Annotated in this window: 15 protein-coding genes; 9 read left to right on the top strand and 6 right to left on the bottom strand. The window is 62.5% G+C overall.

Features of this window, described 5'->3' with window-relative positions; translation table 11 throughout:
* Positions 1 to 148: 148 nt before the first annotated feature.
* The gene (locus NLY33_RS22235; RefSeq protein WP_023704554.1) at positions 149 to 436 is read left to right on the top strand and encodes a succinate dehydrogenase assembly factor 2; all 288 of its coding nucleotides are present in this window, start codon (positions 149 to 151) and stop codon (positions 434 to 436) included.
* Positions 437 to 446: 10 nt separating this feature from the next.
* Entirely contained in the window at positions 447 to 3,938 is a 3,492-nt protein-coding gene (gene mfd / locus NLY33_RS22230) for a transcription-repair coupling factor (protein WP_023704555.1), read from the top strand.
* Here the strand turns inward: mfd and NLY33_RS22225 are convergent.
* Positions 3,935 to 4,543, bottom strand: coding sequence for a hypothetical protein (locus NLY33_RS22225; RefSeq protein WP_198020366.1), 609 nt, complete (start codon positions 4,541 to 4,543; stop codon positions 3,935 to 3,937). The genes mfd and NLY33_RS22225 overlap by 4 nt on opposite strands.
* A gap of 271 nt (positions 4,544 to 4,814) precedes the next feature.
* Here NLY33_RS22225 and NLY33_RS22220 point away from each other — a divergent pair, with 271 nt between their 5' ends.
* A complete protein-coding gene (locus tag NLY33_RS22220; protein WP_023704557.1) occupies positions 4,815 to 6,188 on the top strand; it encodes a class II 3-deoxy-7-phosphoheptulonate synthase in 1,374 nt (457 codons plus the stop codon).
* A 62-nt stretch (positions 6,189 to 6,250) separates the two neighbouring features.
* On the opposite strand, the gene NLY33_RS22215 is transcribed toward NLY33_RS22220, so the two are convergent.
* From NLY33_RS22215 to NLY33_RS22205, 3 genes are all read right to left on the bottom strand, one after another.
* Entirely contained in the window at positions 6,251 to 7,021 is a 771-nt protein-coding gene (locus tag NLY33_RS22215; RefSeq protein ID WP_023704558.1) for an RES family NAD+ phosphorylase, read from the bottom strand.
* A complete protein-coding gene (locus tag NLY33_RS22210) occupies positions 6,981 to 7,376 on the bottom strand; it encodes an MbcA/ParS/Xre antitoxin family protein (RefSeq protein ID WP_023667557.1) in 396 nt (131 codons plus the stop codon). The genes NLY33_RS22215 and NLY33_RS22210 overlap by 41 nt, the downstream gene beginning before the upstream one ends.
* 105 nt (positions 7,377 to 7,481) lie before the next feature.
* Positions 7,482 to 8,552, bottom strand: a complete 1,071-nt coding sequence (locus NLY33_RS22205) for a GGDEF domain-containing protein (RefSeq protein WP_023681555.1) — start codon at positions 8,550 to 8,552, stop codon at positions 7,482 to 7,484.
* Between the two features lie 338 nt (positions 8,553 to 8,890).
* Between NLY33_RS22205 and NLY33_RS22200 the strand changes: the two genes are divergently transcribed.
* The 3 genes from NLY33_RS22200 (at position 8,891) to NLY33_RS22190 (ending at position 10,376) form a co-directional block, all read left to right on the top strand.
* On the top strand, positions 8,891 to 9,310 hold the full coding sequence (locus tag NLY33_RS22200; protein WP_023667555.1) for a GFA family protein: 420 nt from the start codon (positions 8,891 to 8,893) through the stop codon (positions 9,308 to 9,310).
* 75 nt (positions 9,311 to 9,385) lie between these two features.
* The gene (locus NLY33_RS22195) at positions 9,386 to 9,745 is read left to right on the top strand and encodes a diacylglycerol kinase (protein ID WP_023681553.1); all 360 of its coding nucleotides are present in this window, start codon (positions 9,386 to 9,388) and stop codon (positions 9,743 to 9,745) included.
* A 43-nt stretch (positions 9,746 to 9,788) separates the two neighbouring features.
* A complete protein-coding gene (locus NLY33_RS22190; RefSeq protein ID WP_023708466.1) occupies positions 9,789 to 10,376 on the top strand; it encodes a hemerythrin domain-containing protein in 588 nt (195 codons plus the stop codon).
* 3 nt (positions 10,377 to 10,379) lie between these two features.
* Here the strand turns inward: NLY33_RS22190 and NLY33_RS22185 are convergent, their stop codons facing one another.
* Together NLY33_RS22185 and NLY33_RS22180 are read right to left on the bottom strand one after the other, a co-directional pair.
* Positions 10,380 to 10,988, bottom strand: coding sequence for a DedA family protein (locus NLY33_RS22185; RefSeq protein WP_023704560.1), 609 nt, complete (start codon positions 10,986 to 10,988; stop codon positions 10,380 to 10,382).
* Positions 10,985 to 11,548: a DUF1003 domain-containing protein gene (locus NLY33_RS22180; RefSeq protein ID WP_023667551.1), complete on the bottom strand. Its 564-nt coding sequence runs from the start codon at positions 11,546 to 11,548 to the stop codon at positions 10,985 to 10,987. Before NLY33_RS22180 ends, NLY33_RS22185 begins: the two co-directional genes overlap by 4 nt.
* A gap of 91 nt (positions 11,549 to 11,639) precedes the next feature.
* Here NLY33_RS22180 and NLY33_RS22175 point away from each other — a divergent pair, with 91 nt between their 5' ends.
* From NLY33_RS22175 to NLY33_RS22165, 3 genes are all read left to right on the top strand, one after another.
* A complete protein-coding gene (locus NLY33_RS22175; protein ID WP_023704561.1) occupies positions 11,640 to 12,356 on the top strand; it encodes a DNA-3-methyladenine glycosylase I in 717 nt (238 codons plus the stop codon).
* Between the two features lie 62 nt (positions 12,357 to 12,418).
* The gene (locus NLY33_RS22170; RefSeq protein WP_023704562.1) at positions 12,419 to 14,134 is read left to right on the top strand and encodes an NAD+ synthase; all 1,716 of its coding nucleotides are present in this window, start codon (positions 12,419 to 12,421) and stop codon (positions 14,132 to 14,134) included.
* A gap of 205 nt (positions 14,135 to 14,339) precedes the next feature.
* Complete coding sequence (locus NLY33_RS22165; RefSeq protein ID WP_023695412.1) at positions 14,340 to 14,750, top strand: GNAT family N-acetyltransferase; 411 nt, start codon at positions 14,340 to 14,342, stop codon at positions 14,748 to 14,750.
* Positions 14,751 to 15,049 lie beyond the last annotated feature (299 nt).

Below are 15,049 nucleotides of genomic sequence, written 5' to 3'. Positions count from 1 at the left end.
GAGGGTGAAGTGCGGGCGGTATCCGGCACCAGCGTTGTCAGGAGTGTTCTTCACACCTGGGATGTTTAGCCGCCCACCCGTGCGTTGCAAGGCTGACACCGCCCTCTATCCACGCTATATGCGCCGCACCAAGGAAGGATGCGGCACGATGACCGGGACGAAACGATCAAGCGAGGGGCTGGATATCAGGTGCCGCAAGCTGTTGTTCCGCTCCTGGCATCGCGGGATGCGCGAGATGGACCTTATCCTCGGTACGTTTGCCGACAACGAGATCGGCGCCTTGACCGGCGATGAAATCGACCAATATGAAAGGCTCCTCGACATCCCCGACACCGAATTCCTGCCCATGGTCACCGGCGAACGCCCGGTTCCCGGGAATATCGACTGTGCCGTCCTGCAAAAGATCCTGGCATCGCGCCGGACCATGACATTTTAAACGTGCAACCATGAGCCTCATTCCCAAAATCGGTCTGCCGAAAGGCCGTGCCGGCCAGTTCATCGTCGACGGCGTTGCCGATGGCTACGAAGCCTTTGCGCTGGTGCAGGCGATCCATGAGATTGCGCCTGACAAACCGGTGCTGTTCGTGGCGCGCGACGGCCAGCGCCTGCCGTCGATCATCGAGGCGCTGACCTTTGCCGCCCCCGGCCTGCCGGTGTTGGAGTTGCCGGCCTGGGATTGCCTGCCCTATGACCGCGTTTCTCCCGGCTCCGATGCCGCCGCCAAGCGGCTCGACGCGCTGACGGCGATGATCGCGCTGGCGAAAAAGCCGCATCGCGCGGTCATCCTGACCACTGCCAATGCGCTGCTGCAGCGCATTCCGCCGGCCGATCTGGTCGAAGCGCAGACTTTCCACGCAAGGCCCGGCAACCAGATCGACATGAACGCGCTGGTGTCCCGGCTGGAGATTTCCGGCTTCGAGCGGGTGCCGACGGTGCGCGGTATCGGCGAATTCGCCGTGCGCGGCGGCATCCTCGACCTCTACGCACCCGGCTGGACGGAAGCACTGCGGCTCGATTTCTTCGGCGACACGCTGGAATCTATCCGCGTCTTCGACGCCGCCACGCAGCGCACCACCGGCCAGCGCAAGTCGATGGCGCTGCAGGCGATGAGTGAAGTGGCGCTGACCCCCGAAACCATCAGCCGCTTCCGCCGGTCCTATATCGAAGCCTTTGGCGCACCGCAGCGTGACGACGGGCTTTATGCGGCGGTGAGCGAGGGCCGGCGCTTCGCCGGCATGGAGCATTGGTTGCCGTTGTTCTACGAGCGGCTGGAGACGGTATTCGATTATCTGCCTGATGCGCCGGTGATCTTCGACCACCTGGCGCATGAGGCGCTGGCAGAACGCCACACGCTGATCCTCGACCATTACGAAGCGCGCCGCAAACAGGCCGACGCCGCGTTGAAGGACGCCGTGCCGTACAAGCCGGTGGCGCCGGACCTGCTCTATCTCTCGCCGGAAAATCTCGTGGCGTCGCTCGGACCGCGCGAAGCCATCGACTTCACTGCTTTCGATGCGCCCGATGTCGGGACCAGGAAGGTCTTCCATGGCGGTTCGCGCCATGGCCGCAGCTTTGCCGAGGAACGGGCTGACCCAAACATCAACGTCTTCGATGTCGTCGTAAAACACATCGCCGACGAGCGCGCGGCGCGCCGCCGGGTCATCGTCGCCGGCTGGACCGAAGGCTCGCTCGACCGGCTTGGCCAGATCCTGGCCGAGCACCATCTCGGGAATCTCGTGCCGGTGGCGACGCTGGCCGAGGCGGAAAAGCTCGAGCCGGGGCAGGCGGCACTCGCCGTGCTGCCGCTGGAATCCGGCTTCGAGACCGAACAACTGGTTGTCGTCGCCGAGCAGGACATTCTGGGCGACCGGCTGATCCGCCGCTCGAAGCGCAAGAAGCGCGCGTCGGATTTCATCGCCGAGGCCTCGTCTCTGTCGGCCGGCGACATCGTCGTCCACGCCGATCACGGCATTGGCCGCTTCATCGGCCTGCGCACCATCGAGGCGGTCGGCGCGCCGCATGACTGCCTGGAAATCCACTATGCCGGCGACGACCGGCTGTTCCTGCCGGTGGAAAACATCGAGCTTCTGTCGCGCTACGGCTCTGACACAGCCGAGGCGACGCTGGACAAGCTCGGCGGCGGCGCCTGGCAGTCGCGCAAGGCGCGGCTGAAGAAGCGCCTGCTCGACATGGCCGGACAGCTGATCCGCATTGCCGCCGAGCGCCAGATGCGTACCGCGCCGCCCATGGTGCCGGCGGAAGGGCTTTACGGCGAATTCTCGGCGCGCTTTCCCTATGAGGAGACCGACGACCAGCAGGGCGCGATCGATGCCGTCGTGGACGATCTCGGCGCCGGCAAGCCGATGGACCGGCTGATCTGCGGCGATGTCGGCTTCGGCAAGACCGAAGTGGCGTTGCGCGCCGCCTTCATCGCGGCGATGGAAGGGTTCCAGGTCGCGGTCGTGGTGCCGACGACGCTGTTGTCGCGCCAGCATTTCAAGACCTTTTCGCAGCGCTTCTCCGGCCTGCCGATCCGCGTCAGCCAGGCCTCGCGGCTGGTCGGCGCCAAGGAACTGGCGGAAACCAAGAAAGGCATCGCCGAGGGGCAGGTCGACATCGTCATCGGCACCCATGCACTGCTCGGGTCGGCGATCTCGTTCAAGAATCTCGGCCTGCTGATCATCGACGAGGAGCAGCATTTTGGCGTCAAGCACAAGGAACGGCTGAAGGACCTCAAGACCGACGTCCACGTGCTGACGCTGTCGGCGACGCCGATCCCGCGCACGCTGCAGCTTGCCTTGACCGGCGTGCGCGAACTGTCGCTGATCGCCACGCCGCCGATCGATCGCATGGCGGTGCGCACCTTCATCTCGCCTTTCGACCCGCTGGTCATCCGCGAGACGCTGCTGCGCGAACGCTATCGCGGCGGCCATTCCTTCTATGTCGTGCCGCGTATCAGCGATCTCGCCGAAATCCATGATTTCCTAAGGGAATCCGTGCCGGAGCTGAAGGTGGCGGTGGCCCATGGCCAGATGCCGCCCGGCGAACTCGACGACATCATGAACGCCTTCTATGACGGCCAGTACGACGTGCTGTTGTCGACCACCATCGTCGAATCCGGGCTCGACATTCCGACCGCCAACACGCTGATCATCCATCGCGCCGATATGTTCGGCCTGTCGCAGCTCTACCAGCTGCGCGGCCGCGTCGGCCGTTCCAAGGTGCGGGCATATGCGTTGTTCACGCTGCCGGCCAACCGCAAGCTCACCGACACGGCCGAGCGCCGGCTGAAGGTGCTGCAGTCGCTGGACACGCTTGGCGCCGGGTTCCAGCTCGCCAGCCACGACCTCGACATCAGGGGCGCCGGCAATCTACTCGGCGAAGAACAATCCGGACACATCAAGGAGGTCGGCTTCGAGCTTTACCAGCAGATGCTGGAAGAGGCGGTGGCCGAGGTGAAGGACTCCGGCGAGGTCCAGGACGGCGGCTGGTCGCCGCAGATCGCTGTCGGCACGGCTGTCATGATCCCGGAAAGCTACGTGCCGGACCTTCAGCTAAGGCTGGCGCTCTACCGCCGCCTTGGCGATCTCGAAAACACCGAGGAGATCGATGCTTTCGGCGCCGAGCTGATCGACCGCTTCGGCCCGCTGCCGGAGGAAGTGAAGCATCTGCTCAAGATCGTCTTCATCAAGGCACTCTGCCGCAGGGCCAATGTCGAAAAACTCGATGCCGGCCCCAAGGGCGTCGTCATCCATTTCCGCAAGCGCGAGTTTTCCAACCCGGTCGGGCTGGTCAAGTACATCGGCGAACAGGGCTCGCTGGCCAAGATCAGGGCCGACCACAGCGTGGTCTTCATCCGCGACTGGCCGACAGCCGAGAAGCGTCTGGCGGGCTCGGCTGTCGTCATGACGCAGTTGGCGCGGCTGGTGGCCACCTAGACTTTCGGATGGAAATTCGACTGCAACTGCAGGTCGGATGCCGAGAACGTGCCGGCGCCGACGATGACGTGCCCGGCAGGCACGGTGAAGCCGCGCGCGGCGCCGGCGCCTTTCAGCAATCCGGCCCGGCGGTCGGGGTCGGGCTCACGAAAACTGCCGCCCGGTTCCAGCCGGCAACTGTCGACCGTGATTGCACCGAGAAGCTGGCTGCCTGAACCCAGCACCGTTTCGCCGAAGACCGCCGCGCCGTTGAGATAGCGGCCTCGATCGCCGATCACGATCGAGGCTCCCGGCCTGTTGGCCTTTGCAGTAAAACCGCCTTCGCCAAACTGGTTGCGTGAGCCGACGCGGATTGCGCCGGCGGATGCTTCGAACAGTGTGTTGGCGTGGAAAATGTTGGCGTCGCCGATCTCCAGCGCGCCACCGTCGGTGCACAACAGGTAGACGCCGGGGAAGAAGACGTTGCCTCGCCCGATGACGGCGCCTGCGGAAATCAGCGTGGAGTAGGGGTCGTAGATCACGTTGCCGCGCTCGGACAGGCCAACCACCTCTTCGATCGTAAACAGGCCTTGCTCGCGGCGCACGCGGTCAAGGTAGGCGGACACGGACATAGGGACTCCATGGAGAATTGTTGCGCGGCGGACGATGACCGGCGCGACTAGATCGGTGAGGATCGATTCTGGCACCAAGCGATATTGCACAGCCGTCGCGAAGATAAGAAGCCAAAGTGGGTCGCGGCATGGCGCTCCCCATCATTCGCCAGCGCTTGAATTCCGGTCTAGAATAGGAAATCGGCTTCGTGTATGGAGCCGCCATCCCCATATGGGGCGGGAATGGCGGGCAAAAGCCTGCTGGAAAGAGCGTTTGGGTGCAGCGATGACGAAATGGTCGCCGAATTCTTGGAGAGCAAAGCCGATCAAGCAGGTTCCTGCCTATCCGGACCTCGCCGCGCTGAAGAACACGGAAGCCCAGCTCGCCACCTTTCCGCCGCTGGTTTTTGCCGGTGAGGCGCGCAAGCTGAAGAAGCAGCTTGCGGCTGTCGCTGCCGGCGACGCATTCCTTCTGCAGGGCGGTGATTGCGCCGAGAGTTTCGCCGAACATGGCGCCGACAACATCCGCGACTTCTTCCGCGTCTTCCTGCAGATGTCGGTGGTGCTGACCTTTGCCGGCGCGCAGCCGGTGGTGAAGGTCGGCCGTGTCGCCGGCCAGTTCGCCAAGCCGCGCTCGTCCGACAATGAGACCAAGGGCGAGGTGACGCTGCCGAGCTACCGTGGCGACATCATCAACGGCATCGAGTTCGACCCCAAGTCGCGTATTCCCGACCCGGCCCGCCAGGAAATGGCCTACCGCCAGTCGGCGGCGACGCTTAACCTGCTGCGTGCCTTCGCCCAAGGCGGCTACGCCAGCCTGGAGAATGTGCATCGCTGGATGCTGGGCTTCGTCTCCGACAGCCCGCAAGGCGAGAAGTATGGCATGCTCGCCAACCGCATCACCGAGACGATGGACTTCATGAAGGCCGTCGGCATCACCTCGGAGACCAACTACGCCTTGCGCGAGACCGATTTCTACACCAGCCACGAAGCGCTGTTGCTGGGCTATGAAGAGGCGCTGACCCGCGTCGATTCGACGTCGGGCGACTGGTATGCAACCTCCGGCCACATGATCTGGATCGGCGACCGAACCCGCCAGCCCGACCATGCCCATGTCGAATATTGCCGTGGCATCAAGAACCCGCTCGGCCTCAAATGCGGTCCGTCGCTGACGCCGGATGGTTTGCTGGAGCTGATCGACCTGCTCAATCCGGAGAACGAGCCGGGCCGGCTGACGCTGATTGCCCGCTTCGGCTCCGACAAGGTCGCCGACCATCTGCCGAAGCTGGTGCGCGCGGTGCAGAAGGAAGGCCGCAGCGTCGTGTGGTCATCCGACCCGATGCACGGCAACACCATCGAGGCAGCCGGCTACAAGACGCGGCCGTTCGACCGCATCCTCAAGGAAGTACAGACCTTCTTCGAAGTGCATCGCGCTGAGGGCACGCACCCGGGCGGCATCCATGTCGAGATGACCGGCAAGAACGTCACCGAATGCACCGGCGGCGCCCGCGCCATCACCGCAGAGGAACTGCAGGATCGCTACCACACCCATTGCGACCCGCGCCTCAACGCTGACCAGGCGATCGAGCTGGCGTTCCTGGTGTCCGACCTCTTGAAGAAGACCCATCCGATCCGGCACAAGCAGGCCGTGAACGGCTGAGAGCCTGTTTTCAGAAACTGAAATGATAAGCGCCGGAGAAATCCGGCGCTTTTTCGTTTAGATCAACGCCCGCGTTCCCAGCGCAATCCGTTGAGCCGGGGATCGTTGGCAAAGGCGGTTCTGGAAAACTCGATCCGCTTCTCCGGAAATTCTGAGATGGCCTGGACGCCGAACGCGCCGAGCCGGATGCGCCAGGTATGCGGCTCCAGCGGCTTGGCCTTGGTAAAGCCGCGGCATGTCAGCAACGCCACATTGACGCCCGTCGGGTCGCGCGCCGAACGGTAACGGATCGCCTCCAGCCCAGCCTCACGCGCGACATCGGCAATCGCCTGGCTGGCGGCGTAGTCGGTCGGATGCGTCCACTCAGCCTGATCGCGGTCGAGTGGCGGCCGCGTGAGGTCGACAGCCTTGTCGGTGCGGATCGCGGCGGCGAAGGCGGTGTATTCGGCGGCGTCGTGCGGCCATGGCGTGTCGGGCGAATCGGCGAAGAACAACAAGCGGTAGAAGGCCATTTCGGCGACCGCCGTCATGATCGTCTCCGCGGCATAGTAGACACCCAGGGTGCGGCCAGCGCGGCGGAAGCGCGAGCCGTAGGGATAGATCGAGCCGTAGCGGAAGGGCGTCGCCAGGAGATAGTGGAGATGCCGGCATTCCATGGGGATCTGCGGCTTGGTCTCCTCGATCAGATCCTCGAGCAGCGCCTGTTCGTCCAGCGTGTCGACGATCTTCAGCGTCGAGACGCGGTGCTGCGCCTCGACCATGCGCCAGTATTTGCCGTCGAGCCGGACGGCTTCAGACGAGAGCGCGTCGGGAGTCCAGATAGGCAATGACATCGACAAGCCCGGTAATGGTGAGGATCTTTTCAAGCGGGCTGCCATCGAAAGCCGTGTTGGCGTTCTTCAGCCATGCCCGGGCTATCGTCTCGTCACCGCCGACAATGGCATCGAGCGAACGGAACAGCCGCACGAACAGCACCGCGAGTTCGAACGGCTTGGTGCCGCGCTCCAGCAGGAATTCCTGCCTGCGCATGCGTGAAACCGTGGCTTCCGAGACGCCGATGATCGACGCAAGCACCCTGGCGGTTATATCCAAGAGTTCGGCGGCGCGCAGCGTGGCCTTGGTCAGAACCGCGTTTTCGGCCGCCGTCGCGGTGAGATCAGGGGCGGCATTGGGTTGTGTAACAGACATGGCCTCTCTCTTTCCATGGAAAATATAGTCCACTGAAATTCATATGGAAAGAGGCGGGATCCGATAAATTTGCCTGTGCCCGGGAATTGGCTGCACGCCGAAGTGTCAGTCTTTCTTGTATAGCAGCCAGTTCTTGCCCGTGCGGCCGGCCATTGTCGAGTGCCGGGTGACGCGGTTGCGCCCGCCAACCTTGGAGCGGTAGAGCGCCCGGTCCGCCTTGGTGTAAAGATCCTCCGGGCTTTCCGCTTCGGAAGCCATGCAGATGCCCATGGAAACGGTCACCGTGCCGTAATTGGCGCCGGTCTGGCTGCTGGTGAACGGCGTCTGTTCGATCAGCACGCGGATGCGTTCGGCGATCTCGTAAGTGGTATCCTCGCTGGCGCCCTCGACGATCAGCGCGAATTCCTCCCCGCCGGTGCGGGCAACGAACATGTCTTCACGGATGCTGGTCTGGAAGATTTCAGCGACGATCTGGATGATCTTGTCGCCGACCGGGTGGCCGTAGCGATCGTTGACACCCTTGAAATGGTCGATGTCGGCAAGGATCAGGGCGTTGAACAGGATCCCCTTGTTGGAGGTGTAAATCGCCGTGATTTGCTTGTCGAAGGCGCGGCGGTTCCAGATATGGGTCAAGGGGTCGGTGTCGGCGAGCCGCTTGTACTCCTCAAGCTTCGACTTGACGCTCTCCAGTTCCGCCGTCTTGTCGCTCAGCGTGGTTGCAACCTGCTTGCCGTGGTCGAGGGTCGAGTTGGTGGCCGCCGCCATGGCGCTGGCGACCTTCTGCAGCAGATCCTGCGAAAGCAGGCTGCGGTTGGCGAGGCCACTCGATGTCTCATCGAGGATCTTGCCGTATTTCTCGATATGGCTACGTTCGCTGCGCAGCAGCAAGGCGATGTCCTCGAGTTCCCTGGCCAGCACGTCGCGCGCCTGCTCGACAATGCCGGGACCGTGATGCTGGGCAAAGAAAGCGCGGCCGATGCGGTCGAGATCGTCCTGCGTCGGCTGGTTGCCGAGCGCGACGACGGCCAGGCCGAGTTCGCGATTGGTGCCTTTCAGTGCTTCGTAGAAGATTTCGTAATTGCGCGGCAGGCCAAGCACGCCGAGCTGACGCATGGTCGCCACAACGGCTGTTGCAATGTCGCTGTTTCGGTCGGTCTGGACGGCTGCCGGCTGCATGTTCTGTTCACTCTGCCTCTGGGAACCATCGCAGACCGTGCGAGATGCCGCCGACCGGAGAGTGCCAGCCGTATTTCGGATCATCCTGCGAAAGACACGTCCCCAATCGCGACATTCGCTTGGCAACGACCATAGATGCGCCGGCGCTAAAGTTTCCTTAATGTGCCGCCAGGTAACGCGTCCGTTCTACCGCAGGCTGCAGAAATGGTTTGCAAAGATCCTGAGGTCAGGTCCGAACACGCCCACCCCATGTCGCATTTGCCGGTGCCCGGCTGCGGCAAAACTGAAATCCTCTCGGCCAGCGGCGAAGCCGTGGACGATGGCTGGTGGAGGTAGGGATGAGCAACAACCACAGCGGATCTTGCCTGTGTGGAGCCGTGCGTTTCCAGACGCGAGGGCCGTTGCGCGGCGTCATTTATTGCCACTGTTCGCAGTGCCGCAAGCAGAGCGGGCATTTTTACGCCGCGACCAACGTCGCCGACGGCGACATCACGATAACCGGCGCCGACAACATCAGCTGGTACGAATCGTCTTCCTTTGCCAAGCGCGGCTTTTGCAAGATCTGCGGCTCGGTGCTGTTCTGGAAGCCGGGTCAGGATGCCTATGTCTCAGTTCTGGCCGGATCGTTCGACAACCCGACCGGGCTCGAAGGCCAATGCCACATCTTTGTCGGCGACAAGGGCGACTACTATACGATCGACGATGGACTGCCGCAGTTCGAGAAGTCGACGCCGACGATCAAGGTTGCGGAGGAGTGATTTTGCGGCGGCTGCCTTATTCCCTTGATCCAGCCATTGCGATATCCCCTGCCGGTGATTCGAAGGGGATGCGGCATGCAGCGGCTGATCGGTGCTTACTTCAATTCTGTGCGAGCCTTTCGCAAGCTCGCCGCCAGCGAAAGGGCATTTCAGCAGGAACTGATGCTGCTGGTGCTGGCGCTGCCGCTCGGCTGGTTCGTCTCGGTCTCGTGGCGCGGCTACGCGCTGTTGATCGGCGCGGTGCTGCTGCTCATCATGGTCGAAGTGCTCAACACCGGCATCGAGGCAGCCTGCGATGCCTTCAGTCGCGAGTTCAACGTCGACATCCAGCTCGCCAAGGACTGCGGCTCGCTGGCGGTGCTGATTTCGGTTATTATCGTCGCCGGCGTCTGGGGAATCGCCCTCATCGAGCGCATCACGGGACTACCGATCTGATCTGAACGCTCCCATATGTTAGTCACCAAAGGAGACTGACGTCGTGGAAGCCAATTTTCTGCTGCTTGAAAGAGCCGGCCTGCCGGAAGACCTGCGCTGGCTGGCGGAAAAATATCCGCGCGAGACATGGCGGGGCCACGCCAACATCCACGGCATGGCAAACATGTGGCTGCAGCGGCACGACATGTTCCGAGAGCTGGGCGGCATGCTCACCAACGGCATTGGCGACTATCGCGAAGGCAGGCTGACGGCGCCGGATTTCGCGCGCTGGTTCGCGCCGCGGCTGAACCACTTTCTCGGCAATCTCGACGGCCACCACAATGTCGAGGACTACCAATATTTCCCGGCTTTCGCCAAGGCGGAGCCGCGCCTGAAGCGCGGCTTCGAAATCCTCGATGCCGACCATCACACCATTCATGAGGGGCTGGAGCGCAACGCCGAGACGGCGAACGCCTTCATCCGCACGCTCGAGGAGAGCGAGGACAGGCAGCGCTTCGCCGCCGACGCCTATGCGGACGAGAACAGCCGGCTGATTGCCATGCTGAAGCGGCATCTGGCCGACGAGGAAGATCTCATCATCCCGCTGATCCTCGATCGCGGCGACCGGGCTCTGGTCGAGGACGACGACTGAACCTTACGATGTGGTTTCGCTGTCGCGGGCGTCCTTGGCGCGCTCCTTGCCGGCGACGGTGCGGGCGATGAGCCAGGCAAGGATGGCGACACCCAGACCTATGGCAAGCGCGATCAGCAGCCGTTCGTGATGGAGCAGTGCCTTGCCTATCATCTGCTCGGCGCCGAGGCCGAAGACGTAGCCGATGCCGCAGAACAAAGCCGCCCAGACCAGCGACGACACCGCGTTGAGGATAACGAAGCGCGCTACCGAAATGCTGGCGAAACCGGCCGCGATGCCGCCGACCAGGCGCAGGCCATAGATGTAGCGGTTGGACAGGACGAATATGTTGGGATGGGACGAGACGAGACGGTAGGCGTGGTTGAAGCCGGGCCTCGCCTTCAGTTTCAGCACCCTGGGATGGTCGGCAAAGCTGCGGCCGAGAACGAAGAAAAACGTGTCGCCGACGAAGGCGCCAATGGCGGCCGTGAGGAAAGCCTTCCAGAGGATGAAGACATGCTGATGGGCGAAGAAGCCGCCGAGGATGGCCGCACTTTCGCCTTCGGCGACACAGCCCATGAAAACCGCGATCAACCCATATTGCTCGATGAGGTGATGGACGATCCCGGTCATTGAGAGGTTTGCCGGCCCGACAGTTTTTCGTCTATGCGGTTCACCTGTTCGGCCAGGCGCGCGATGTCCTCGCGCACGCCGATGATCTGGCTGTGGCGCAGTTCGTCCAGCTTTTCATGCAGAGCCATGATCTCGATCTCGGCCTTGAGGTTGACCTCATAGTCATGCGCGGCGTCGATGCGGTCGCGCGCGGCCTGTCGGTTCTGCGACATCATGATCACCGGCGCCTGCAAGGCGGCGATCATCGACAGCACCAGGTTGAGGAAGATGAAGGGGTAGGGGTCGAACGAGTCTCGCCCGAGCAGCCACCAATTGGCGCCGATCCACAGCACCAGGAAAGCAATGAATGACAGGATGAACGTCCACGAGCCGCCGATGCGGGCAATGGCATCGGCGATCCGGTCGCCGGCGCCCTGAAGGCCGGTGAGGCTGTCGTTGATATCCTGCGAGATGGGCTTGCGGTCGACAGTGCTCTGCAACACCCGCCGCTCGAGCTCGCTGAGGGTTTCAGGCGTTCGCCTCAACCAGCGGTTGGCAAGTTCTGGCACGGTCTTGTGCATGGATGTCTCCATAGGAAAAGCGTCGGCTTGGCAGCCTTGTTTGCATATAGGAAGATGGCGTTTCGTCAAAAGCGCGGCGCGAGGATGCAGGATGCCCGATTTCGCGAAGATTCGCGCCCGTGCTGCAAAACGCAAAGGCGGCGACGCGGTGCTGACCTCGCTGCTCGGGCCGGCGCCTGACAATGCTGCGATTGCCGAAATTACGGACGATCGTATCCTGTCGACGATGGCCGAGCGGGTGTTTGCCGCCGGCTTCGTCTGGCGCGTCATCGAACAGAAATGGCCGGGCTTCGAGGAAGCCTTTCTCCATTTCGAGCCGAAACGGCTGTTGTTTCAACCTGATGACTTCTGGCACGACCTGACGGCTGATCAACGCATTGTGCGCAACCCGCAGAAGATCAAATCCGTCCGCGACAACGCCGCCTTCGTTGAGCGTGTGTCGAAGGAACATGGCGGTTTCGGCAAATTCCTCGCGGAGTGGCCTGACGACGACCAGGTCGGGCTGATGGCGTATCTCGGCAAGCATGGCAGCCGGCTTGGCGGCAACACCGGCCAGTATTTCCTGCGCTGGCTGCAATGGGACGCCTTCGTCATCTCGGCCGATATGGTCGCGGCTTTGCGTGACGCCGGCCTCGACATCGCCGAAAGTCCGACGTCGAAGAGGGATCTCGACAGGATTCAGGCGCAGATCAACAAATGGGCGCAGGAAACCGGCCTGCCGCGCCGGCACATTTCGCGCATTCTGGCGATGTCGATCGGAGAGAACCATTCGCCGCAATCGCCGCGCGAATATATGGGCGACGACTGATCACCGAATTGGTCCAAACGAACGCCATTGCTCGGGCAAATTTGCCGCGCTAAACCGCACAGATGACCCAGAAGACCGCACCCGATATTCTGCGCATCGCCGTTGCCCAGCTCAACCCGACGGTCGGCGATGTCGCCGGCAATCTTGCCAAGGCGCGCGAGGCGAGGGCGGATGCCGCCCGCCAGGGCGCCGACATCGTGCTCTACACCGAGCTTTTCCTTGCCGGTTATCCGCCGGAGGATCTGGTGCTGAAGCCGGCCTTCCTCAAGGTTTGCGAGAAGGCCGCTCAGGATTTCGCCGCGGATACCTCCGATGGCGGGCCGGGCGTCATCATCGGCACGCCGCTGAAGCGCAAGAGCGGCACCCACAATTCGATCATCGTCGCCGATGGCGGCAAGATCCTCGCCGAGCGCTACAAGCTCGATTTGCCAAACTATGGCGAGTTCGACGAGAAGCGCGTCTTCCAGGCCGGGCCCGAGGCTCAGGGACCCGTCAATTTCCGCGGTGTGCGCATCGGAATTCCGATCTGCGAGGACATCTGGGGCGACGTTGGCATCTGTGAAACCCTGGCCGAGAGCGGCGCGGAAATCCTGCTAGTGCCGAACGGCTCGCCCTACTACCGCGCCAAGATGGACGTGCGCCATCAGGTCGTTATCCGCCAGGTCATCGAGACCGGTTTGCCGATGATCTATGCCAATCAGATTGGCGGCCAGGATGAGCTGATCTTCGACGGCGCCTCTTTTGCCATCGGCGCCGACAAGACGCTCGCCTTCCAGATGAGCCAGTTCGAGGAAACTGTCGATGTCACCACCTGGAAGCGCAACCGCGTCGCCGCAGGCGCGCAAGATGCAGAAAACTCTGACGGCTGGGTCTGCTCGGAAGGGCCGATGTCGAAAATCCCCGAGCGCGAGGAGGCGGACTACCGCGCCTGCATGCTCGGCCTGCGCGACTACGTCAACAAGAACGGCTTCAAGAACGTCGTGCTGGGTCTCTCCGGCGGCATCGATTCGGCGATCTGCGCCGCATTGGCCGTCGATGCGCTCGGCGAGGAGCGGCTGCGGGCGGTGATGATGCCCTACCGCTATACCTCGGAGGATTCGCTGAAGGATGCCGAGGATTGCGCCCGTGCGCTTGGCTGCCGCTATGACATCGTGCCGATCTTCGAACCGGTCGAGGGTTTTCTGCATACGCTGACGCAGCTTTTCGAGGGCACCAAGGAAGGCATTACCGAGGAAAATTTGCAGAGCCGCGCGCGCGGCACGATCCTGATGGCGATCTCCAACAAGTTCGGCTCGATGGTCGTCACCACGGGCAACAAGAGCGAGATGTCGGTGGGCTACGCCACGCTTTATGGCGACATGAATGGCGGCTTCAACCCGATAAAAGACCTCTACAAGATGCAGGTCTATGCGCTGTCGCGCTGGCGCAACAGCCATGTGCCGCCGGGCGCGCTCGGTCCCTCAGGCGAGGTGATCCCCAGGAATATCATCGACAAGGCGCCGTCGGCGGAATTGCGCGAGAACCAGACCGACCAGGATTCGCTGCCGCCCTATCCGGTGCTGGACGACATTCTGGAATGCCTGGTCGAGAACGAAATGGGCGTCGACGACATCGTCACGCGCGGCCACGACCGGGCGACGGTGACGCGCGTCGAACATTTGCTCTACATTGCCGAGTACAAACGCCGGCAAGCGGCGCCGGGTGTGAAGATCACCCGTAAGAATTTTGGCCGCGACCGCCGCTATCCCATCACCAACCGTTTCAGGGATCGCGGCTAAACATCTGATTAAATCAATGAACCTTGGGGGCGCATGTTTATCAGCTATTTCAAGGGAACGCCTGAGTATCACATCCTGCGCTTCAAGAACGGCAAGATCAGGGAGCAGGGGCGCGGCATTTCGTGGTGCCGTAAGCGCGTCAGGTCGGTAACCAAACCACGGGCCGGACCGAAATTCGGCCGCCCTCCATTCTTTGCGAGGCACCATGCCCGACTGTGAAATCAGCTTCGACATGTCACGGATCGATTTCCGGGCGACCTCCGATCTGTTGATGGCGAGTTATTGGGGCGCCGGCCGCAGCGATGAGTTTCATCGCCGCGCCTTTGCCAACTCGTTCTGCACCGCGGCCTATATCGACGGGAACCAAGTCGGTTTTGGCCGGGCCATCACCGACCGTACGGTGTTTGCCTATCTCGCCGACATCATCATCTGGCCGCAGCATCGCGGCCAAGGCATTGGCTTGCAACTGGTGCAGGCGCTCATCGACCACCCTGAACTCAGCACGGTCTCGCACTGGAGCCTGTCGACCAGTGACGCGCATGGCCTTTATGAGAAGCTGGGCTTCAAGGCATCAACCGACGGCCGCTACATGCGCCTCGATCGCAACCCGGAATGAGGCATAGCGAGGGGGGTTGACCGGCTGTTGTTGCAAAATAACCTCACTGGTTGGACCAGTTACGCTTTGCCACGTGCCCGGCCTTGGCGATCCTTCATGGCGTCTCTATAAGGACCTCTCCGCAAGTGTCTTGCGGGAGGTCTGAATGGCAGTATTTCACATGGTAATGCGAGGCCGCGAAGCCTAGGTCTCACCTGGCGTCCGGCGAAGGTTTGCCCTTCGCACCGATGCCGGGTCGAGTACAGGCTTCTGCCGATGCCGGTCGCCACCCGACAACCCGGGGCGCGCCGCCACCTATG

This window comes from Mesorhizobium sp. C432A, from assembly GCF_030323145.1.
In the GTDB taxonomy this organism is placed as follows: domain Bacteria; phylum Pseudomonadota; class Alphaproteobacteria; order Rhizobiales; family Rhizobiaceae; genus Mesorhizobium.
Note: the sequence above shows the minus strand (reverse complement) of the source record. Positions and strands in the feature narration are given on the sequence as shown.